This is a genomic window from Escherichia sp. WS3227_2, from assembly GCF_046486495.1.
GTDB classification, from domain to species: domain Bacteria; phylum Pseudomonadota; class Gammaproteobacteria; order Enterobacterales; family Enterobacteriaceae; genus Escherichia; species Escherichia coli.
Window position 1 is genome coordinate 1 of record NZ_JBJQLG010000027.1, and the last position, 21,826, is coordinate 21,826.

Annotated in this window: 18 protein-coding genes, 1 pseudogene and 1 riboswitch; of the genes and pseudogenes, 12 read left to right on the forward strand and 7 right to left on the reverse strand. The window is 52.8% G+C overall.

Annotated features, from left to right (window positions below):
• From tuf to ACJHXB_RS23545, 10 genes and pseudogenes are all read left to right on the forward strand, one after another.
• A pseudogene (gene tuf, locus ACJHXB_RS23500) lies at positions 1 to 130 on the forward strand (elongation factor Tu); the annotation flags it as partial.
• Between the two features lie 229 nt (positions 131 to 359).
• Positions 360 to 743 (forward strand): preprotein translocase subunit SecE, encoded by a 384-nt coding sequence (gene secE, locus ACJHXB_RS23505; protein WP_001275702.1) that lies wholly within the window; start codon positions 360 to 362, stop codon positions 741 to 743.
• Position 744: 1 nt separating this feature from the next.
• Positions 745 to 1,290: a transcription termination/antitermination protein NusG gene (gene nusG / locus ACJHXB_RS23510; RefSeq protein WP_001287516.1), complete on the forward strand. Its 546-nt coding sequence runs from the start codon at positions 745 to 747 to the stop codon at positions 1,288 to 1,290.
• Between the two features lie 158 nt (positions 1,291 to 1,448).
• On the forward strand, positions 1,449 to 1,877 hold the full coding sequence (gene rplK / locus ACJHXB_RS23515; protein ID WP_001085926.1) for a 50S ribosomal protein L11: 429 nt from the start codon (positions 1,449 to 1,451) through the stop codon (positions 1,875 to 1,877).
• A gap of 3 nt (positions 1,878 to 1,880) precedes the next feature.
• Positions 1,881 to 2,585, forward strand: a complete 705-nt coding sequence (gene rplA / locus ACJHXB_RS23520) for a 50S ribosomal protein L1 (protein WP_001096684.1) — start codon at positions 1,881 to 1,883, stop codon at positions 2,583 to 2,585.
• A gap of 412 nt (positions 2,586 to 2,997) precedes the next feature.
• The gene (gene rplJ / locus ACJHXB_RS23525; protein ID WP_001207201.1) at positions 2,998 to 3,495 is read left to right on the forward strand and encodes a 50S ribosomal protein L10; all 498 of its coding nucleotides are present in this window, start codon (positions 2,998 to 3,000) and stop codon (positions 3,493 to 3,495) included.
• A 66-nt stretch (positions 3,496 to 3,561) separates the two neighbouring features.
• Positions 3,562 to 3,927, forward strand: coding sequence for a 50S ribosomal protein L7/L12 (gene rplL, locus ACJHXB_RS23530; protein WP_000028878.1), 366 nt, complete (start codon positions 3,562 to 3,564; stop codon positions 3,925 to 3,927).
• Positions 3,928 to 4,246: 319 nt separating this feature from the next.
• Positions 4,247 to 8,275 carry a DNA-directed RNA polymerase subunit beta gene (gene rpoB, locus ACJHXB_RS23535; protein ID WP_000263098.1) on the forward strand — a complete coding sequence of 1,343 codons (4,029 nt, stop codon included), beginning with the start codon at positions 4,247 to 4,249 and terminating at the stop codon, positions 8,273 to 8,275.
• A 76-nt stretch (positions 8,276 to 8,351) separates the two neighbouring features.
• Positions 8,352 to 12,575 (forward strand): DNA-directed RNA polymerase subunit beta', encoded by a 4,224-nt coding sequence (gene rpoC, locus ACJHXB_RS23540; RefSeq protein ID WP_000653944.1) that lies wholly within the window; start codon positions 8,352 to 8,354, stop codon positions 12,573 to 12,575.
• A 212-nt stretch (positions 12,576 to 12,787) separates the two neighbouring features.
• Positions 12,788 to 13,327 (forward strand): heat-shock protein C, encoded by a 540-nt coding sequence (locus tag ACJHXB_RS23545; RefSeq protein WP_001366719.1) that lies wholly within the window; start codon positions 12,788 to 12,790, stop codon positions 13,325 to 13,327.
• Between the two features lie 409 nt (positions 13,328 to 13,736).
• Here ACJHXB_RS23545 and thiH read toward each other — a convergent pair whose 3' ends face one another.
• The 7 genes from thiH to rsd all read right to left on the reverse strand — a co-directional run bounded on the left by thiH (position 13,737) and on the right by rsd (position 19,810).
• On the reverse strand, positions 13,737 to 14,870 hold the full coding sequence (thiH, locus tag ACJHXB_RS23550) for a 2-iminoacetate synthase ThiH (protein WP_000847473.1): 1,134 nt from the start codon (positions 14,868 to 14,870) through the stop codon (positions 13,737 to 13,739).
• Positions 14,867 to 15,637 carry a thiazole synthase gene (gene thiG, locus ACJHXB_RS23555; RefSeq protein ID WP_000944108.1) on the reverse strand — a complete coding sequence of 257 codons (771 nt, stop codon included), beginning with the start codon at positions 15,635 to 15,637 and terminating at the stop codon, positions 14,867 to 14,869. The genes thiH and thiG overlap by 4 nt, the downstream gene beginning before the upstream one ends.
• Before the next feature lies 1 nt (position 15,638).
• On the reverse strand, positions 15,639 to 15,839 hold the full coding sequence (gene thiS, locus ACJHXB_RS23560; RefSeq protein WP_001166230.1) for a sulfur carrier protein ThiS: 201 nt from the start codon (positions 15,837 to 15,839) through the stop codon (positions 15,639 to 15,641).
• Positions 15,823 to 16,578, reverse strand: a complete 756-nt coding sequence (gene thiF, locus ACJHXB_RS23565) for a thiazole biosynthesis adenylyltransferase ThiF (RefSeq protein WP_000999729.1) — start codon at positions 16,576 to 16,578, stop codon at positions 15,823 to 15,825. The genes thiS and thiF overlap by 17 nt, the downstream gene beginning before the upstream one ends.
• Entirely contained in the window at positions 16,571 to 17,206 is a 636-nt protein-coding gene (gene thiE, locus ACJHXB_RS23570; RefSeq protein ID WP_000284608.1) for a thiamine phosphate synthase, read from the reverse strand. The genes thiF and thiE overlap by 8 nt, the downstream gene beginning before the upstream one ends.
• Complete coding sequence (gene thiC, locus ACJHXB_RS23575) at positions 17,206 to 19,101, reverse strand: phosphomethylpyrimidine synthase ThiC (RefSeq protein ID WP_001276891.1); 1,896 nt, start codon at positions 19,099 to 19,101, stop codon at positions 17,206 to 17,208. Before thiC ends, thiE begins: the two co-directional genes overlap by 1 nt.
• A gap of 80 nt (positions 19,102 to 19,181) precedes the next feature.
• A riboswitch (TPP riboswitch) is annotated at positions 19,182 to 19,282 on the reverse strand.
• A 51-nt stretch (positions 19,283 to 19,333) separates the two neighbouring features.
• A complete protein-coding gene (gene rsd, locus ACJHXB_RS23580; protein ID WP_000934302.1) occupies positions 19,334 to 19,810 on the reverse strand; it encodes a sigma D regulator in 477 nt (158 codons plus the stop codon).
• A gap of 94 nt (positions 19,811 to 19,904) precedes the next feature.
• On the opposite strand from rsd, the gene nudC reads away from it, so the two are divergent.
• Positions 19,905 to 20,678 (forward strand): NAD(+) diphosphatase, encoded by a 774-nt coding sequence (gene nudC / locus ACJHXB_RS23585; RefSeq protein ID WP_000373940.1) that lies wholly within the window; start codon positions 19,905 to 19,907, stop codon positions 20,676 to 20,678.
• 39 nt (positions 20,679 to 20,717) lie between these two features.
• Positions 20,718 to 21,782, forward strand: coding sequence for a uroporphyrinogen decarboxylase (gene hemE, locus ACJHXB_RS23590; protein WP_000137657.1), 1,065 nt, complete (start codon positions 20,718 to 20,720; stop codon positions 21,780 to 21,782).
• The last annotated feature ends 44 nt before the right edge of the window (positions 21,783 to 21,826 follow it).

A 21,826-nucleotide genomic window follows, 5' to 3' on the forward strand; every position in this document is an offset into this window, starting at 1 on the left:
GCCGGGCGACAACATCAAAATGGTTGTTACCCTGATCCACCCGATCGCGATGGACGACGGTCTGCGTTTCGCAATCCGTGAAGGCGGCCGTACCGTTGGCGCGGGCGTTGTAGCAAAAGTTCTGAGCTAATTGCCGATAACATTTGACGCAATGCGCACTAAAAGGGCATCATTTGATGCCCTTTTTGCACGCTTTCGTACCAGAACCTGGCTCATCAGTGATTTTCTTTGTCATAATCATTGCTGAGACAGGCTCTGTTGAGGGCGTATAATCCGAAAAGCTAATACGCGTTTCGATTTGGTTTGCCTCGCGATCGCGGGGTGAAAATGTTTGTAGAATACTTCTGACAGGTTGGTTTATGAGTGCGAATACCGAAGCTCAAGGAAGCGGGCGCGGCCTGGAAGCGATGAAGTGGGTCGTTGTGGTGGCATTGCTCCTGGTAGCGATTGTCGGCAACTACCTTTATCGCGACATTATGCTGCCGCTGCGTGCGCTGGCCGTAGTAATTCTGATTGCTGCAGCGGGTGGTGTCGCGCTGTTAACGACAAAAGGTAAAGCTACCGTTGCTTTTGCCCGTGAAGCGCGTACCGAAGTCCGTAAGGTCATTTGGCCGACTCGCCAGGAAACATTGCACACCACGCTGATTGTGGCTGCGGTTACCGCAGTAATGTCACTGATCCTGTGGGGACTGGATGGTATTCTGGTTCGCCTGGTATCCTTTATCACTGGCCTGAGGTTCTGAGATGTCTGAAGCTCCTAAAAAGCGCTGGTACGTCGTTCAGGCGTTTTCCGGTTTTGAAGGCCGCGTAGCAACGTCGCTGCGTGAGCATATCAAATTACACAACATGGAAGATTTGTTTGGTGAAGTCATGGTACCAACCGAAGAAGTGGTTGAAATCCGTGGCGGTCAGCGTCGCAAAAGCGAACGTAAATTCTTCCCTGGCTACGTCCTCGTTCAGATGGTGATGAACGACGCGAGCTGGCACCTGGTGCGCAGCGTACCGCGTGTGATGGGCTTCATCGGCGGTACTTCCGATCGTCCTGCACCAATCAGCGATAAAGAAGTCGATGCGATTATGAACCGCCTGCAGCAGGTTGGTGATAAGCCGCGTCCGAAAACGCTGTTTGAACCGGGTGAAATGGTCCGTGTTAATGATGGTCCGTTCGCTGACTTCAACGGTGTTGTTGAAGAAGTGGATTACGAGAAATCTCGTCTGAAAGTGTCTGTTTCTATCTTCGGTCGTGCGACCCCGGTAGAGCTGGACTTCAGCCAGGTTGAAAAAGCCTAACCCAGCGATCAAAAAAGCGGCGATTTAATCGTTGCACAAGGCGCGAGATTGGAATACAATTTCGCGCCTTTTGTTTTTATGGGCCTTGCCCGTAAAACGATTTTTTATATCACGGGGAGCCTCTCAGAGGCGTTATTACCCAACTTGAGGAATTTATAATGGCTAAGAAAGTACAAGCCTATGTCAAGCTGCAGGTTGCAGCTGGTATGGCTAACCCGAGTCCGCCAGTAGGTCCGGCTCTGGGTCAGCAGGGCGTAAACATCATGGAATTCTGCAAAGCGTTCAACGCAAAAACTGATTCCATCGAAAAAGGTCTGCCGATTCCGGTAGTAATCACCGTTTACGCTGACCGTTCTTTCACTTTCGTTACCAAGACTCCGCCAGCAGCAGTTCTGCTGAAAAAAGCGGCTGGTATCAAGTCTGGTTCCGGTAAGCCGAACAAAGACAAAGTGGGTAAAATTTCCCGCGCTCAGCTGCAGGAAATCGCGCAGACCAAAGCTGCCGACATGACTGGTGCCGACATTGAAGCGATGACTCGCTCCATCGAAGGTACTGCACGTTCCATGGGCCTGGTAGTGGAGGACTAAGAAATGGCTAAACTGACCAAGCGCATGCGTGTTATCCGCGAGAAAGTTGATGCAACCAAACAGTACGACATCAACGAAGCTATCGCTCTGCTGAAAGAACTGGCGACTGCTAAATTCGTAGAAAGCGTGGACGTAGCTGTTAACCTCGGCATCGACGCTCGTAAATCTGACCAGAACGTACGTGGTGCAACTGTACTGCCGCACGGTACTGGCCGTTCCGTTCGCGTAGCCGTATTTACCCAGGGTGCAAACGCTGAAGCTGCTAAAGCTGCAGGTGCTGAACTGGTAGGTATGGAAGATCTGGCCGACCAGATCAAGAAAGGCGAAATGAACTTTGACGTTGTTATTGCTTCTCCGGATGCAATGCGCGTTGTTGGCCAGCTGGGCCAGGTTCTGGGTCCGCGCGGCCTGATGCCAAACCCGAAAGTGGGTACTGTAACGCCGAACGTTGCTGAAGCGGTTAAAAACGCTAAAGCTGGCCAGGTTCGTTACCGTAACGACAAAAACGGCATCATCCACACCACCATCGGTAAAGTGGACTTTGACGCTGACAAACTGAAAGAAAACCTGGAAGCTCTGCTGGTTGCGCTGAAAAAAGCAAAACCGACTCAGGCGAAAGGCGTGTACATCAAGAAAGTTAGCATCTCCACCACCATGGGTGCAGGTGTTGCAGTTGACCAGGCTGGCCTGAGCGCTTCTGTAAACTAATGCCTTTACGTGGGCGGTGATTTTGTCTACAATCTTACCCCCACGTATAATGCTTGATGCAGACGTATATCCGAGATATTCGGGTTGTGGCAAGGCGGCAACTGAGTGAGTCGCCAGGAGCATAGCTAACTATGTGACTGGTGCGAATGAAGGAAGCCAACGCCGCCACAAGCTGAATAGCGACGGATAGAAAAGATTTGTTCGTTGGAGCCTGGCCTATCCAGGCCTCCGTCGAAGACCGCAGGAGTTTCGCAAGAAACTTAATCCCCTGCGTAGACGGTGACAGAACGCTAAGATTATTCTTTTATATTCTGGCTTGTTTCTGCTCACCGTAATTAAGACGCTCTCTCCGTTTGGAGGAGTGAAGTGAGTTCCAGAGATTTTCTCTGGCAAACATCCAGGAGCAAAGCTAATGGCTTTAAATCTTCAAGACAAACAAGCGATTGTTGCTGAAGTCAGCGAAGTAGCCAAAGGCGCGCTGTCTGCAGTAGTTGCGGATTCCCGTGGCGTAACTGTAGATAAAATGACTGAACTGCGTAAAGCAGGTCGCGAAGCTGGCGTATACATGCGTGTTGTTCGTAACACCCTGCTGCGCCGTGCTGTTGAAGGTACTCCGTTCGAGTGCCTGAAAGACGCGTTTGTTGGTCCGACCCTGATTGCATACTCTATGGAACACCCGGGCGCTGCTGCTCGTCTGTTCAAAGAGTTCGCGAAAGCGAATGCAAAATTTGAGGTCAAAGCCGCTGCCTTTGAAGGTGAGCTGATCCCGGCGTCTCAGATCGACCGCCTGGCAACTCTGCCGACCTACGAAGAAGCAATTGCACGCCTGATGGCAACCATGAAAGAAGCTTCGGCTGGCAAACTGGTTCGTACTCTGGCTGCTGTACGCGATGCGAAAGAAGCTGCTTAATCGCAGTTATCTTTTTAACGCATTCGCTTACGTATAAACTTATTCTGATATTCAGGAACAATTTAAATGTCTATCACTAAAGATCAAATCATTGAAGCAGTTGCAGCTATGTCTGTAATGGACGTTGTAGAACTGATCTCTGCAATGGAAGAAAAATTCGGTGTTTCCGCTGCTGCTGCTGTAGCTGTAGCTGCTGGCCCGGTTGAAGCTGCTGAAGAAAAAACTGAATTCGACGTAATTCTGAAAGCTGCTGGCGCTAACAAAGTTGCTGTTATCAAAGCAGTACGTGGCGCAACTGGCCTGGGTCTGAAAGAAGCTAAAGACCTGGTAGAATCTGCACCGGCTGCTCTGAAAGAAGGCGTGAGCAAAGACGACGCAGAAGCACTGAAAAAAGCTCTGGAAGAAGCTGGCGCTGAAGTTGAAGTTAAATAAGCCAACCCTTCCGGTTGCAGCCTGAGAAATCAGGCTGATGGCTGGTGACTTTTTAGTCACCAGCCTTTTTGCGCTGTAAGGCGCCAGTAGCGTTTCACACTGTTTGACTACTGCTGTGCCTTTCAATGCTTGTTTCTATCGACGACTTAATATACTGCGACAGGACGTCCGTTCTGTGTAAATCGCAATGAAATGGTTTAAGCGTGATAGCAACAGGCATTGCGGAAAGTGTTCCATTTTCCGGTCAACAAAATAGTGTTGCACAAACTGTCCGCTCAATGGACAGATGGGTCGACTTGTCAGCGAGCTGAGGAACCCTATGGTTTACTCCTATACCGAGAAAAAACGTATTCGTAAGGATTTTGGTAAACGTCCACAAGTTCTGGATGTACCTTATCTCCTTTCTATCCAGCTTGACTCGTTTCAGAAATTTATCGAGCAAGATCCTGAAGGGCAGTATGGTCTGGAAGCTGCTTTCCGTTCCGTATTCCCGATTCAGAGCTACAGCGGTAATTCCGAGCTGCAATACGTCAGCTACCGCCTTGGCGAACCGGTGTTTGACGTCCAGGAATGTCAAATCCGTGGCGTGACCTATTCCGCACCGCTGCGCGTTAAACTGCGTCTGGTGATCTATGAGCGCGAAGCGCCGGAAGGCACCGTAAAAGACATTAAAGAACAAGAAGTCTACATGGGCGAAATTCCGCTCATGACAGACAACGGTACCTTTGTTATCAACGGTACTGAGCGTGTTATCGTTTCCCAGCTGCACCGTAGTCCGGGCGTCTTCTTTGACTCCGACAAAGGTAAAACCCACTCTTCGGGTAAAGTGCTGTATAACGCGCGCATCATCCCTTACCGTGGTTCCTGGCTGGACTTCGAATTCGATCCGAAGGACAACCTGTTCGTACGTATCGACCGTCGCCGTAAACTGCCTGCGACCATCATTCTGCGCGCCCTGAACTACACCACAGAGCAGATCCTCGACCTGTTCTTTGAAAAAGTTATCTTTGAAATCCGTGATAACAAGCTGCAGATGGAACTGGTGCCGGAACGCCTGCGTGGTGAAACCGCATCTTTTGACATCGAAGCTAACGGTAAAGTGTACGTAGAAAAAGGCCGCCGTATCACTGCGCGCCACATTCGCCAGCTGGAAAAAGACGACGTCAAACTGATCGAAGTCCCGGTTGAGTACATCGCAGGTAAAGTGGTTGCTAAAGACTATATTGATGAGTCTACCGGCGAGCTGATCTGTGCTGCGAACATGGAGCTGAGCCTGGATCTGCTGGCTAAGCTGAGCCAGTCTGGTCACAAGCGTATCGAAACGCTGTTCACCAACGATCTGGATCACGGCCCATATATCTCTGAAACCTTACGTGTCGACCCAACTAACGACCGTCTGAGCGCACTGGTAGAAATCTACCGCATGATGCGCCCTGGCGAGCCGCCGACTCGTGAAGCAGCTGAAAGCCTGTTCGAGAACCTGTTCTTCTCCGAAGACCGTTATGACTTGTCTGCGGTTGGTCGTATGAAGTTCAACCGTTCTCTGCTGCGCGAAGAAATCGAAGGTTCTGGTATCCTGAGCAAAGACGACATCATTGATGTTATGAAAAAGCTCATTGATATCCGTAACGGTAAAGGCGAAGTCGATGATATCGACCACCTCGGCAACCGTCGTATCCGTTCCGTTGGCGAAATGGCGGAAAACCAGTTCCGCGTTGGCCTGGTACGTGTAGAGCGTGCGGTGAAAGAGCGTCTGTCTCTGGGCGATCTGGATACCCTGATGCCTCAGGATATGATCAACGCCAAGCCGATTTCCGCAGCAGTGAAAGAGTTCTTCGGTTCCAGCCAGCTGTCTCAGTTTATGGACCAGAACAACCCGCTGTCTGAGATTACGCACAAACGTCGTATCTCCGCACTCGGCCCAGGCGGTCTGACCCGTGAACGTGCAGGCTTCGAAGTTCGAGACGTACACCCGACTCACTACGGTCGCGTATGTCCAATCGAAACCCCTGAAGGTCCGAACATCGGTCTGATCAACTCTCTGTCCGTGTACGCACAGACTAACGAATACGGCTTCCTTGAGACTCCGTATCGTAAAGTGACCGACGGTGTTGTAACTGACGAAATTCACTATCTGTCTGCTATCGAAGAAGGCAACTACGTTATCGCCCAGGCGAACTCCAACCTGGATGAAGAAGGCCACTTCGTAGAAGACCTGGTAACTTGCCGTAGCAAAGGCGAATCCAGCTTGTTCAGCCGCGACCAGGTTGACTACATGGACGTATCCACCCAGCAGGTGGTATCTGTCGGTGCGTCCCTGATCCCGTTCCTGGAACACGATGACGCCAACCGTGCATTGATGGGTGCGAACATGCAACGTCAGGCCGTTCCGACTCTGCGTGCTGATAAGCCGCTGGTTGGTACTGGTATGGAACGTGCTGTTGCCGTTGACTCCGGTGTAACTGCGGTTGCTAAACGTGGTGGTGTCGTTCAGTACGTGGATGCTTCCCGTATCGTTATCAAAGTTAACGAAGACGAGATGTATCCGGGTGAAGCAGGTATCGACATCTACAACCTGACCAAATACACCCGTTCTAACCAGAACACCTGTATTAACCAGATGCCGTGTGTGTCTCTGGGTGAACCGGTTGAACGTGGCGACGTGCTGGCAGACGGTCCGTCCACCGACCTCGGTGAACTGGCGCTTGGTCAGAACATGCGCGTAGCGTTCATGCCGTGGAATGGTTACAACTTCGAAGACTCCATCCTCGTATCCGAGCGTGTTGTTCAGGAAGACCGTTTCACCACCATCCACATTCAGGAACTGGCGTGTGTGTCCCGTGACACCAAGCTGGGGCCAGAAGAGATCACCGCTGACATCCCGAACGTGGGTGAAGCTGCGCTCTCCAAACTGGATGAATCCGGTATCGTTTACATTGGTGCGGAAGTGACCGGTGGCGACATTCTGGTTGGTAAGGTTACGCCGAAAGGTGAAACTCAGCTGACCCCAGAAGAAAAACTGCTGCGTGCGATCTTCGGTGAGAAAGCGTCTGACGTTAAAGACTCTTCTCTGCGCGTACCAAACGGTGTATCCGGTACGGTTATCGACGTTCAGGTCTTTACTCGCGATGGCGTAGAAAAAGACAAACGTGCGCTGGAAATCGAAGAAATGCAGCTCAAACAGGCGAAGAAAGACCTGTCTGAAGAACTGCAGATCCTCGAAGCGGGTCTGTTCAGCCGTATCCGTGCTGTGCTGGTAGCCGGTGGCGTTGAAGCTGAGAAGCTCGACAAACTGCCGCGCGATCGCTGGCTGGAGCTGGGCCTGACCGACGAAGAGAAACAAAATCAGCTGGAACAGCTGGCTGAGCAGTATGACGAACTGAAACACGAGTTCGAGAAGAAACTCGAAGCGAAACGCCGCAAAATCACCCAGGGCGACGATCTGGCACCGGGCGTGCTGAAGATTGTTAAAGTATATCTGGCGGTTAAACGCCGTATCCAGCCTGGTGACAAGATGGCAGGTCGTCACGGTAACAAGGGTGTAATTTCTAAGATCAACCCGATCGAAGATATGCCTTACGATGAAAACGGTACGCCGGTAGACATCGTACTGAACCCGCTGGGCGTACCGTCTCGTATGAACATCGGTCAGATCCTCGAAACCCACCTGGGTATGGCTGCGAAAGGTATCGGCGACAAGATCAACGCCATGCTGAAACAGCAGCAAGAAGTCGCGAAACTGCGCGAATTCATCCAGCGTGCGTACGATCTGGGCGCTGACGTTCGTCAGAAAGTTGACCTGAGTACCTTCAGCGATGAAGAAGTTATGCGTCTGGCTGAAAACCTGCGCAAAGGTATGCCAATCGCAACGCCAGTGTTCGACGGTGCGAAAGAAGCAGAAATTAAAGAGCTGCTGAAACTTGGCGACCTGCCGACTTCTGGTCAGATCCGCCTGTACGACGGCCGCACTGGTGAACAGTTCGAGCGTCCGGTAACCGTTGGTTACATGTACATGCTGAAACTGAACCACCTGGTCGACGACAAGATGCACGCGCGTTCCACCGGTTCTTACAGCCTGGTTACTCAGCAGCCGCTGGGTGGTAAGGCACAGTTCGGTGGTCAGCGTTTCGGGGAGATGGAAGTGTGGGCGCTGGAAGCATACGGCGCAGCATACACCCTGCAGGAAATGCTCACCGTTAAGTCTGATGACGTGAACGGTCGTACCAAGATGTATAAAAACATCGTGGACGGCAACCATCAGATGGAGCCGGGCATGCCAGAATCCTTCAACGTATTGTTGAAAGAGATTCGTTCGCTGGGTATCAACATCGAACTGGAAGACGAGTAATTCTCGCTCAAACAGGTCACTGCTGTCGGGGTAAAACCCGGCAGCGGATTGTGCTAACTCCGACGGGAGCAAATCCGTGAAAGATTTATTAAAGTTTCTGAAAGCGCAGACTAAAACCGAAGAGTTTGATGCGATCAAAATTGCTCTGGCTTCGCCAGACATGATCCGTTCATGGTCTTTCGGTGAAGTTAAAAAGCCGGAAACCATCAACTACCGTACGTTCAAACCAGAACGTGACGGCCTTTTCTGCGCCCGTATCTTTGGGCCGGTAAAAGATTACGAGTGCCTGTGCGGTAAGTACAAGCGCCTGAAACACCGTGGCGTCATCTGTGAGAAGTGCGGCGTTGAAGTGACCCAGACTAAAGTACGCCGTGAGCGTATGGGCCACATCGAACTGGCTTCCCCGACTGCGCACATCTGGTTCCTGAAATCGCTGCCGTCCCGTATCGGCCTGCTGCTCGATATGCCGCTGCGCGATATCGAACGCGTACTGTACTTTGAATCCTATGTGGTTATTGAAGGCGGTATGACCAACCTGGAGCGTCAGCAGATCCTGACTGAAGAGCAGTATCTGGACGCGCTGGAAGAGTTCGGTGACGAATTCGACGCGAAGATGGGTGCGGAAGCAATTCAGGCTCTGCTGAAGAGCATGGATCTGGAGCAAGAGTGCGAGCAGCTGCGTGAAGAGCTGAACGAAACCAACTCCGAAACCAAGCGTAAAAAGCTGACCAAGCGTATCAAACTGCTGGAAGCGTTCGTTCAGTCTGGTAACAAACCAGAGTGGATGATCCTGACCGTTCTGCCGGTACTGCCGCCAGATCTGCGTCCGCTGGTTCCGCTGGATGGTGGTCGTTTCGCGACTTCTGACCTGAACGATCTGTATCGTCGCGTCATTAACCGTAACAACCGTCTGAAACGTCTGCTGGATCTGGCTGCGCCGGACATCATCGTACGTAACGAAAAACGTATGCTGCAGGAAGCGGTTGACGCCCTGTTGGATAACGGTCGTCGCGGTCGTGCGATCACCGGCTCTAACAAGCGTCCTCTGAAATCTTTGGCCGACATGATCAAAGGTAAACAGGGTCGTTTCCGTCAGAACCTGCTCGGTAAGCGTGTTGACTACTCCGGTCGTTCTGTAATCACCGTAGGTCCATACCTGCGTCTGCATCAGTGCGGTCTGCCGAAGAAAATGGCACTGGAGCTGTTCAAACCGTTCATCTACGGCAAGCTGGAACTGCGTGGTCTTGCTACCACCATTAAAGCTGCGAAGAAAATGGTTGAGCGCGAAGAAGCTGTCGTTTGGGATATCCTGGACGAAGTTATCCGCGAACACCCGGTACTGCTGAACCGTGCACCGACTCTGCACCGCCTGGGTATCCAGGCATTTGAACCGGTACTGATCGAAGGTAAAGCTATCCAGCTGCACCCGCTGGTTTGTGCGGCATATAACGCCGACTTCGATGGTGACCAGATGGCAGTTCACGTACCGCTGACGCTGGAAGCCCAGCTGGAAGCGCGTGCGCTGATGATGTCTACCAACAACATCCTGTCCCCGGCGAACGGCGAACCAATCATCGTTCCGTCTCAGGACGTTGTACTGGGTCTGTACTACATGACCCGTGACTGTGTTAACGCCAAAGGCGAAGGCATGGTGCTGACTGGCCCGAAAGAAGCAGAACGTCTGTATCGCTCTGGTCTGGCTTCTCTGCATGCGCGCGTTAAAGTGCGTATCACCGAGTATGAAAAAGATGCTAACGGTGAATTAGTAGCGAAAACCAGCCTGAAAGACACGACTGTTGGCCGTGCCATTCTGTGGATGATTGTACCGAAAGGTCTGCCTTACTCCATCGTCAACCAGGCGCTGGGTAAAAAAGCAATCTCCAAAATGCTGAACACCTGCTACCGCATTCTCGGTCTGAAACCGACCGTTATTTTTGCGGACCAGATCATGTACACCGGCTTCGCCTATGCAGCGCGTTCTGGTGCATCTGTTGGTATCGATGACATGGTCATCCCGGAGAAGAAACACGAAATCATCTCCGAGGCAGAAGCAGAAGTTGCTGAAATTCAGGAGCAGTTCCAGTCTGGTCTGGTAACTGCGGGCGAACGCTACAACAAAGTTATCGATATCTGGGCTGCGGCGAACGATCGTGTATCCAAAGCGATGATGGATAACCTGCAAACTGAAACCGTGATTAACCGTGACGGTCAGGAAGAGAAGCAGGTTTCCTTCAACAGCATCTACATGATGGCCGACTCCGGTGCGCGTGGTTCTGCGGCACAGATTCGTCAGCTTGCTGGTATGCGTGGTCTGATGGCGAAGCCGGATGGCTCCATCATCGAAACGCCAATCACCGCGAACTTCCGTGAAGGTCTGAACGTACTCCAGTACTTCATCTCCACCCACGGTGCGCGTAAAGGTCTGGCGGATACCGCACTGAAAACTGCGAACTCCGGTTACCTGACTCGTCGTCTGGTTGACGTGGCGCAGGACCTGGTGGTTACCGAAGACGATTGTGGTACTCATGAAGGTATCATGATGACTCCGGTTATCGAAGGTGGTGACGTTAAAGAGCCGCTGCGCGATCGCGTACTGGGTCGTGTAACTGCTGAAGACGTTCTGAAGCCGGGTACTGCTGATATCCTCGTTCCGCGCAACACGCTGCTGCACGAACAGTGGTGTGACCTGCTGGAAGAGAACTCTGTCGACGCGGTTAAAGTACGTTCTGTTGTATCTTGTGACACCGACTTTGGTGTATGTGCGCACTGCTACGGTCGTGACCTGGCGCGTGGCCACATCATTAACAAAGGTGAAGCAATCGGTGTTATCGCGGCACAGTCCATCGGTGAACCGGGTACACAGCTGACCATGCGTACGTTCCACATCGGTGGTGCGGCATCACGTGCGGCTGCTGAATCCAGCATCCAGGTGAAAAACAAAGGTAGCATCAAGCTCAGCAACGTGAAGTCGGTTGTGAACTCCAGCGGTAAACTGGTTATCACTTCCCGTAACACCGAACTGAAACTGATCGACGAATTCGGTCGTACCAAAGAAAGCTACAAAGTACCTTACGGTGCGGTACTGGCGAAAGGCGATGGCGAACAGGTTGCTGGCGGCGAAACCGTTGCAAACTGGGACCCGCACACCATGCCGGTTATCACCGAAGTAAGCGGTTTTGTACGCTTTACTGACATGATTGACGGCCAGACCATTACTCGCCAGACCGACGAACTGACCGGTCTGTCTTCGCTGGTAGTTCTGGATTCCGCAGAACGTACCGCAGGTGGTAAAGATCTGCGTCCGGCACTGAAAATCGTTGATGCTCAGGGTAACGACGTTCTGATCCCGGGTACCGATATGCCTGCGCAGTACTTCCTGCCAGGTAAAGCGATTGTTCAGCTGGAAGATGGCGTACAGATCAGCTCTGGTGACACCCTGGCGCGTATTCCGCAGGAATCCGGCGGTACCAAGGACATCACCGGTGGTCTGCCGCGCGTTGCGGACCTGTTCGAAGCACGTCGTCCGAAAGAGCCGGCAATCCTGGCTGAAATCAGCGGTATCGTTTCCTTCGGCAAAGAAACCAAAGGTAAACGTCGTCTGGTTATCACCCCGGTAGACGGTAGCGATCCGTACGAAGAGATGATTCCGAAATGGCGTCAGCTCAACGTGTTCGAAGGTGAACGTGTAGAACGTGGTGACGTAATTTCCGATGGTCCGGAAGCGCCGCACGACATTCTGCGTCTGCGTGGTGTTCATGCTGTTACTCGTTACATCGTTAACGAAGTACAGGACGTATACCGTCTGCAGGGCGTTAAGATTAACGATAAACACATCGAAGTTATCGTTCGTCAGATGCTGCGTAAAGCTACCATCGTTAACGCGGGCAGCTCCGACTTCCTGGAAGGCGAACAGGTTGAATACTCTCGCGTCAAGATCGCAAACCGCGAACTGGAAGCGAACGGTAAAGTGGGTGCAACTTACTCCCGCGATCTGCTGGGTATCACCAAAGCGTCTCTGGCAACCGAGTCCTTCATCTCCGCGGCATCGTTCCAGGAGACCACTCGCGTGCTGACCGAAGCAGCCGTTGCGGGCAAACGCGACGAATTGCGCGGCCTGAAAGAGAACGTTATCGTGGGTCGTCTGATCCCGGCAGGTACTGGTTACGCGTACCACCAGGATCGTATGCGTCGCCGTGCTGCGGGTGAAGCTCCGGCTGCACCGCAGGTGACTGCAGAAGACGCATCTGCCAGCCTGGCAGAACTGCTGAACGCAGGTCTGGGCGGTTCTGATAACGAGTAATCGTTAATCCGCAAATAACGTAAAAACCCGCTTCGGCGGGTTTTTTTATGGGGGTAGTTTAGGGAAAGAGCATTTGTCAGAATATTTAATGAATTTCTGGATACTCATAATCAATGTAGAGATGACTAATATCCTGAAACTGACTGAACTAATTGAGTCAAGCTCGGCAAGAATTCGATACTATTCCTGTGTGACTTTCTTAAGGAACGATAATGAAACAGGAAGTGGAGAAGTGGCGACCTTTTGGACATCCGGATGGTGATATTCGTGATTTATCATTTCTTGATGCTCATCAGGCTGTCTACGTTCAGCATCATGAGGGCAAAGAGCCTTTAGAGTATCGCTTCTGGGTTACCTACTCTCTTCACTGCTTCACAAAAGATTATGAACATCAGACTAACGAAGAAAAACAATCGTTAATGTACCACGCGCCTAAAGAATCTCGTCCCTTCTGCCAGCACCGTTATAACTTAGCGCGCATACACTTAAAAAGAACCATTTTGGCGCTGCCAGAAAGCAACGTTATTCATGCTGGGTATGGTAGCTATGCCGTGATTGAAGTGGATTTAAACGGAGGAGACAAGGCATTTTACTTTGTTGCGTTCAGGGCTTTCAGGGAAAAGAAAAAACTTCGTTTGCATGTAACTAGCGCTTATCCCATTTCTGAAAAACAGAAAGGTAAATCAGTGAAATTTTTCACCATTGCCAACAACTTATTGAGAAATAAGCAGCTTCCTCAGCCCTCAAAATAACAAAACCCACCTTAAGGTGGGTTTCGCCAGAGAATTATCTCTGGTATTCAGAACGCCATTACCGGACTTTGCCTTGACCTTGCGATAATCGCAGGTTGCGGGATGTCTGAATTTCTTCAGTCTGCTGCATCCTGGAAGATGAGAACATGTGTTCTTATTTTCGTCTCTATCATAGTTGAGTATTTACTCTCTTACAATCAGATCTCTTTCATTGCTCAACAGGCGATGGCTTCAGACTTTGCATTACGGAATTTTTAAGAAAGGCAGGGCGAAACGAGGAAGAAGCTTTTCGCCCTGGACAACATTCCTGCTGACGGCACTACCATAAAAAAACGCAACGCTTTCAACAACCTTGCGTTTTTCATCTTCCGTAGCGGCTCGGAATAAATTTACGTTCTTACATTCTGTCTCATGGCCTTTGCGAGGCGCGTCCCAGAAAGCTGTCCCAGTCTTTCCATACCGGCTGCAAACCCTGAGCAGTTAACGCGGCAGCAACCGCTTCAGGTCTGCGATCGTCGTGTGGTGAGAACTGTTCCAGCTCGGGGTGATTGTCGGCATAGCCACCTGGCTGCGTTTTCGAAAAAGCGCTGACGTTATTAATTGCCAGCGGAATAACGCGATCGCGAAACCACGGTGATTCCCGCGTGGAGAGTGACAGTTCAATCTCCGGTGCAAGCAGCCGGAAGGCGCAGATGGTTTGCACTAACTGGCGTTCATCCATAATCGACGCAGGCTCAATGCCGCCAGTACATGGACGCAGGCGTGGGAAGGAGACAGAGTAGCGGCTTTGCCAGTAATGCTGTTGCAGCCATAGCAAATGTTCTGCAACCATATAGCAGTCAACGCGCCAGCTGTCGGAAAGGCCAATTAGCGCGCCGAGGCCTATCTTATCAATCCCCGCACGGCCCAGCCGATCCGGCGTTTCCAGCCGCCAGAAGAAGTCCTGTTTTTTGCCTTTCAGATGATGGCGGGCATAAGTCGCCTCGTGATATGTCTCCTGATAAACCATCACGCCATCCAGACCAAGTTGCTTTAACTCGGCGTATTCCGTCTCCGCCAGCGGCTGTACTTCCATCTGTAGTGAAGAGAACTGTTCACGCAGGGCAGGGAGATGACGACGAAAGTAATCCATCCCCACTTTCGCCTGATGTTCACCAGTGACTAAAAGCAGATGTTCAAAGCCCATCTCCCGTATAGCGGCGCTTTCCCTGGCAATATCCGCTTCATCCAGCGTTTTGCGCTTGATGCGGTTGCTCATAGAGAATCCGCAGTACGTGCAGTCGTTAGCACAAAGATTGGAAAGATAAAGCGGGACGTAGAAGCTAACAGTGTTGCCAAATCGTTGACGGGTCAGACGCTGCGCCCGTTGGGCCAGTGGTTCCAGATAGCCACTGGCGGCTGGCGATAACAGCGCCATCATATCGTCGCGGGTGAGTTGCGAGGCATTTAGCGCCCGCTCTACGTCAGCAGCCGTTTTGCTGTTGATACGCAGGCGGATGTCGTCCCAGTCCAGTTGTCGCCAGCGATCGCTGAAGGTTTTCATGCCGATGCCTCCAGAAATCCGGTCAGCGGGCTGGTGGCATGAGCAAAATGACTGCGGCTGCCCGGTCCGGACTGACGTGCCAGCAGGCCTGCTTCTACTGCCAGACGAAATGCCTTCGCCATGTTGACGGGATCGTCCGCGACGGCAATCGCCGTATTCACTAACACCGCGTCGGCCCCCATTTCCAGCGCCTGCGCGGCATGGCTGGGAACGCCGATGCCAGCATCGACAACCACCGGAACAGTGGCCTGCTGGATAATAATCTCCAGCATGGCACGGGTTTCCAGTCCCTGATTCGAACCAATCGGCGCGCCGAGCGGCATCACCGCTGCACTGCCCACTTCTTCCAGACGTTTGCACAATACCGGATCGGCCCCGCAGTAAGGCAGCACGACAAATCCCTGTTGTACCAGTGTTTCGGCGGCTTTCAGAGTTTCGATGGGATCGGGCAACAGCCAGCGGGCGTCAGGGTGAATCTCTAATTTTAGCCAGTTTGTGCCTAATGCTTCACGTGCCAGATGGGCGGCGAAAATGGCTTCTTCCGCTGTTTTCGCCCCGGAAGTATTCGGCAGCAGGGTCACACCCGCCGCGATAAGCGGTTCGAGGATAGCATCGTTGTGCTGGCGCAAGTCGACACGTTTCATCGCCAGTGTCACCAGCTGGCTGCCGGAAGCGCGGATCGCCTCCACCATCAGTTGTGAAGAAGCGAATTTCCCTGTGCCGGTAAACAGATGTGAATCAAACGTTTTGTCCGCAATACGTAACATCTCAACCCCCTGCAATAACCTGAAAAAGCAGGATCTGGTCACCATCCTGCACGATATGTTGTGCCCATTGCTCACGCGGGACGATTTGCTGATTAATCGCCAGAGCCGCGCCCGCTTGTCGTTGGTCGAGTTGCTCCAGCAGCTCGTGAACAGTTTGCCCGGCGGCGCACTGCATCGGTTGATCGTTAAACAGGATCTGCATTGCTTCCTCCGCATACCGGGCAACCACTGGCGCGGCGCAACGCCAGGCTGCGCCACTGGCTAGACTTACCGTCGAACAGTCGGAGTTCTCCCGCAGGCGTCTCTATACCGCTTAACAACTTAATGGCTTCCAGTGCCTGCAAAGTGCCCATAACCCCGACCACCGGGCCAACCACGCCCGCCGTGCGGCAGTTGCGTTCAGGCTCCTGGTTATCTGGCCACAGGCAGCGGTAACACCCCTGCTCCCAGGGCGGCGTCAGTACCATCAACTGACCGCCAAATCCGACCGCGCTGGCGGTGATAAGCGGCGTGTTGAGTGCCACGCAGGCGGTATTAATCTCCTGACGAGTCGCCATATTGTCGGTACAGTCGAGCACCACATCGGCCCGTGCTACCGCATCTTTTAACGCCTCACCCGTTAACCGTTGTTGTAGTGCCGTCAGTTGAATGTCGGGATTCAACTGTGTCAGTCGCTGATGGCTGACCTGCGATTTCGGGCGATCGATATCTTCAGTGGTAAAGAGGATTTGTCGTTGCAGATTGCTTAAATGCACATCGTCGTCATCTGCCAGTACCAGCGTCCCGACGCCAGCGCCCGCCAGGTATAGCGCAGCAGGTGTACCCAGCCCGCCAAGACCGATAATCAGCACCTGGCTGTCGAGCAGTTTTTGCTGCCCGTCAAGAGCGATATCGTCGAGCAGGATTTGGCGGCTATAACGCATAAAATCACGGTCATTCATCGCCAACTCCTGCAATTTCCAGCAACTGTGCCGTTGCCAAACGCCAGTCTGCGGCTTGAGTAATGGCGCTGACAACGGCGATACTGCCGACACCCGTCGCCATTACCGCTGGCGCGCGCGGCAGACTGATACCGCCAATCGCCACGGTGGGATAATCCGCCAGGCGCTCAACATGCCGTGCCAGCTGTTCCAGCCCCTGCGGTGCAGAAGGCATCTGTTTGGTTTGCGTCGGGAACACATGTCCCAGCGCGATATAAGAAGGACGTGCCGCCAGCGCGACGTCGATTTCCATATCGTCATGGGTCGAAACGCCCAGCCGCAGACCAGCCGCACGGATGGCGCTGAGATCGGTGGCTTGCAAATCTTCCTGCCCCAAATGGACGCCATACGCCTGATGCTTGATCGCCAGCCACCAGTAATCGTTGATAAACAATCGCGCGTTATAGCGGCGGCCCAGTGCAATTGCCGCCACGACATCGGCTTCCACCTCTTCATCGCGCCGATCTTTGATGCGTAGCTGGAGAGTACGCACGCCTGCATCCAACAGACGTTCGATCCACTGTACGCTGTCCACCACCGGGTACAGTCCTAAACGAAAAGGTACAGGAGGAAAATCAGGCTGATACATCACGCTTCCTCCTTACGCAGGTAGATTTCTCCGCCTCTGGCGCGGAAGTTCTCCGACATATCCGCCATTCCCACTTCAATGGTTTGCGCGGCAGCGTAATCACGCACTTCCTGGCTGATTTTCATCGAGCAGAATTTCGGTCCACACATGGAGCAAAAATGGGCGACTTTACCGGACTCTTGCGGCAGGGTTTCATCGTGATAAGCGCGGGCAGTAAACGGGTCGAGGGCCAGATTAAACTGGTCTTCCCAGCGAAATTCGAAGCGGGCTTTCGACATGGCGTTATCGCGAATTTGCGCGCCCGGATGCCCTTTCGCCAGGTCAGCGGCGTGGGCGGCAATCTTATAGGTGATAAGCCCCTGCTTAACATCTTCTTTATTAGGCAGACCCAGATGCTCTTTTGGCGTTACGTAACAGAGCATCGCGCAGCCAAACCAGCCAATCATCGCCGCACCAATCCCCGACGTGAAGTGGTCATAACCCGGCGCGATATCGGTAGTTAGCGGCCCCAGAGTGTAAAACGGCGCTTCGTGGCAGTGCTCTAACTCCTCGGTCATATTGCGGCGGATCATCTGCATCGGCACGTGGCCTGGGCCTTCAATCATCACCTGTACGTCATATTCCCAGGCGATTTTGGTCAGTTCACCCAGCGTATGCAGCTCGGCAAATTGCGCTTCATCGTTGGCGTCCTGAACAGAACCGGGGCGCAGGCCGTCGCCCAGCGACAGCGAAACGTCATAAGCGGCACAGATTTCACAAATTTCGCGGAAGTGTTGATAGAGGAAATTTTCCTGATGATGGGAGAGGCACCATTTCGCCATAATCGAACCGCCGCGAGAGACGATACCGGTCAGGCGTTTCGCGGTCATCGGCACATAGCGCAGCAGTACGCCCGCATGGATAGTGAAGTAATCCACACCTTGCTCGGCCTGTTCCAGCAGCGTGTCGCGGAACGCTTCCCAGGTAAGATCTTCGGCGATCCCGTTAACCTTCTCCAGCGCCTGGTAGATCGGCACTGTACCGATCGGCACCGGGCTGTTACGCAAAATCCACTCGCGGGTTTCGTGAATATAGCGACCGGTGGAGAGATCCATCACCGTATCCGCTCCCCAGCGCGTGGACCATACCAGCTTTTCCACTTCTTCTTCGATGGAAGAGGTGACCGCCGAGTTGCCGATATTGGCGTTAACTTTTACCAGGAAGTTACGGCCAATAATCATCGGCTCCGATTCCGGATGATTAATGTTGGCCGGGATAATCGCACGTCCGGCAGCAACTTCATCACGGACAAATTCCGCGGTGATATTTTCCGGCAGATGTGCGCCAAAGCTCATTCCCGGATGCTGGTGGCGTAAAATTTCGCTACGTATGCGCTCGCGGCCCATATTCTCGCGGATGGCGATGAATTCCATTTCCGGTGTGATGATGCCCTGGCGGGCGTAGTGCAGTTGGGTGACGCGGCGTCCTGCTTTGGCGCGTTTTGGTGTTAGTACGCCGCTAAAACGCAGCTCGTCGAGGCCATCATCTGCCAGCCGCGCTTTAGTGTAATCGGAACTGCGTACGGTAAGTTCTTCGGTATCGCCGCGCGCATCGATCCACGGCTGACGTAGTTTTGCCAGCCCTTGCTGCACGTTAATGGCGATCTGTGGATCGCCATACGGACCGGAGGTGTCGTAGACCGGAATCGCTTCGTTTTCTTCGTACTGCGGCTGTTCTTTGCTGCCGCCAATTAGCGTCGGGCTAAGCTGGATCTCACGCATCGGCACGCGCACGCCGGGGTGTGTGCCAGTGATGTAAATGCGTTTTGAGTTGGGAAAGGCGGTGCCTTCCAGGGTGTCGATAAAATGTTGGGCCTGGGCGCGTTGTTCGCGGCGGGTCAGTTTTGTTGCAGACATAGCTCATTCCAAAAAGTTAAGGACGTGGCTTGTCAGACGACGGATGAAGCAAGAGACGATCGCCGCAAAGGCGATGCGATAGCAGATTAACTCTTGTTCCCTTCGCAGGTATTAGCCTGATCAGGTTCCGCGGATCCCGAATAAACGGTCTCAGCCAGTTAAGGCACTCCGACAAGAAATTAGCCCCACAAACGGGGCGTTGAATGTAAATTACGCGTTAACAGCACAGAACTCAAGCAGGATGTTTGACGCGGGCGGCGTCAAGCACCAGCAGAATCAGCTTATCTTCCAGCACAAAGCGCGCTTCCAGCGCCTCGCCGATGTCAGATAAAACCTGTTGAAACTCAAGGTAATTATCATGATCGATGGCGGTTTCCAGGCTGGAATCGTAGTAATCCATAATCTGTTGAGTATTGGCTTCAAGTTGCGGCCAAATCTTCGCGGCGCGCGCGAGTTGCCCGTTGCCTTCCAGCTTATGAAGAATGCGCTCATAAATACTGAAATGCCCGGCAGACAAGTAATCGACCAGGCTCTGACAAAAATCATCAAGGGCTTTTTCGTTTAGCCTCATGTACGATTCTTTGCCAGGCTTAATGCCAACCAGATTGTAGTAAGCCACGAGCAGATGCTTACGTACATGTAGCCAGCGATCAACCAGTTTGTTACTTCCTCTGACGCGTTCCGTCAGGTTATCGAGCTGGTTAAGCATGATTGACTCCGCAAGTTTGTATTCAAAAACTGCTCAGTGAGAAATGTAAAAACCATGTTAAACATGCCAGTGATGCAAAGGTAGTGCAAGAGCTATGGATCGTATAATTGAAAAATTAGATCACGGCTGGTGGGTCGTCAGCCATGAACAAAAATTATGGTTGCCGAAGGGAGAATTGCCATATGGCGAAGCGGCAAATTTCGATCTTGTGGGTCAGCGCGCACTACAAATCGGCGAATGGCAGGGGGAACCTGTTTGGTTAGTACAACAGCAGCGGCGTCACGATATGGGGTCGGTACGTCAGGTCATTGATCTCGATGTTGGGCTGTTTCAACTGGCCGGACGAGGCGTACAACTGGCGGAGTTTTACCGATCGCATAAATACTGTGGTTACTGCGGGCATGAAATGTATCCAAGCAAAACCGAATGGGCGATGCTGTGCAGTCATTGCCGTGAGCGTTACTATCCGCAAATCGCCCCCTGCATTATTGTTGCCATCCGTCGCGATGATTCGATCCTCCTCGCCCAGCATACCCGCCATCGTAACGGTGTCCATACGGTACTTGCCGGATTCGTCGAAGTGGGCGAAACCCTCGAGCAGGCGGTCGCGCGGGAAGTGATGGAAGAGAGCGGAATTAAAGTTAAAAACTTGCGTTATGTGACTTCCCAGCCGTGGCCGTTTCCTCAGTCTTTAATGACCGCGTTTATGGCGGAATACGACAGCGGCGACATCGTGATCGACCCGAAAGAATTGCTCGAGGCGAACTGGTATCGCTATGACGATTTGCCGTTACTCCCGCCGCCCGGCACCGTAGCGCGCCGTCTGATAGAAGATACGGTGGCGATGTGTCGGGCAGAGTATGAGTGATGATACACTGACCGCCTGACGCACTAAGGAACAGCCAAAATGACCGAACTTAAAAACGATCGTTATCTGCGGGCGCTGCTGCGCCAGCCCGTTGATGTCACTCCAGTATGGATGATGCGCCAGGCGGGTCGCTATCTACCGGAATATAAAGCCACGCGCGCCCAGGCGGGCGATTTTATGTCGCTGTGCAAAAACGCCGAGCTGGCGTGCGAAGTGACTTTGCAACCGCTGCGTCGCTATCCGCTGGATGCGGCGATCCTCTTTTCCGATATCCTCACCGTGCCGGACGCGATGGGGTTAGGGCTCTATTTTGAAGCCGGAGAAGGTCCGCGTTTTACCTCGCCAGTCACCTGCAAAGCCGACGTCGATAAACTGCCAATTCCGGACCCGGAAGATGAGCTGGGTTACGTGATGAACGCGGTGCGTACCATTCGTCGCGAACTGAAAGGCGAAGTGCCGCTGATTGGTTTTTCCGGCAGCCCGTGGACGCTGGCGACCTATATGGTGGAAGGCGGCAGCAGCAAAGCGTTCACCGTGATCAAAAAAATGATGTATGCCGATCCACAGGCGCTGCACGCGCTACTCGATAAACTGGCGAAAAGCGTCACTTTGTATCTGAATGCGCAGATTAAAGCCGGTGCTCAGGCTGTGATGATTTTCGACACCTGGGGCGGCGTGCTTACCGGGCGCGATTATCAACAGTTCTCGCTCTATTACATGCATAAAATTGTTGATGGTTTACTGCGTGAAAACGACGGTCGCCGCGTACCGGTCACGCTGTTTACCAAAGGCGGCGGACAGTGGCTGGAAGCGATGGCAGAAACCGGTTGCGATGCGCTGGGCCTCGACTGGACAACGGACATCGCCGATGCGCGCCGCCGCGTGGGCAATAAAGTCGCGTTGCAGGGCAATATGGATCCGTCGATGCTGTACGCGCCGCCAGCCCGCATTGAAGAAGAAGTAGCGACTATACTTGCAGGTTTCGGTCACGGTGAAGGTCATGTCTTTAACCTTGGTCACGGCATTCATCAGGATGTGCCGCCAGAACATGCTGGCGTGTTTGTGGAGGCAGTGCATCGGTTATCTGAACAGTATCACCGCTAAGAGCCTGGTCCATCAGGCTATTTTATTTGCCATTTTGAGGCCGG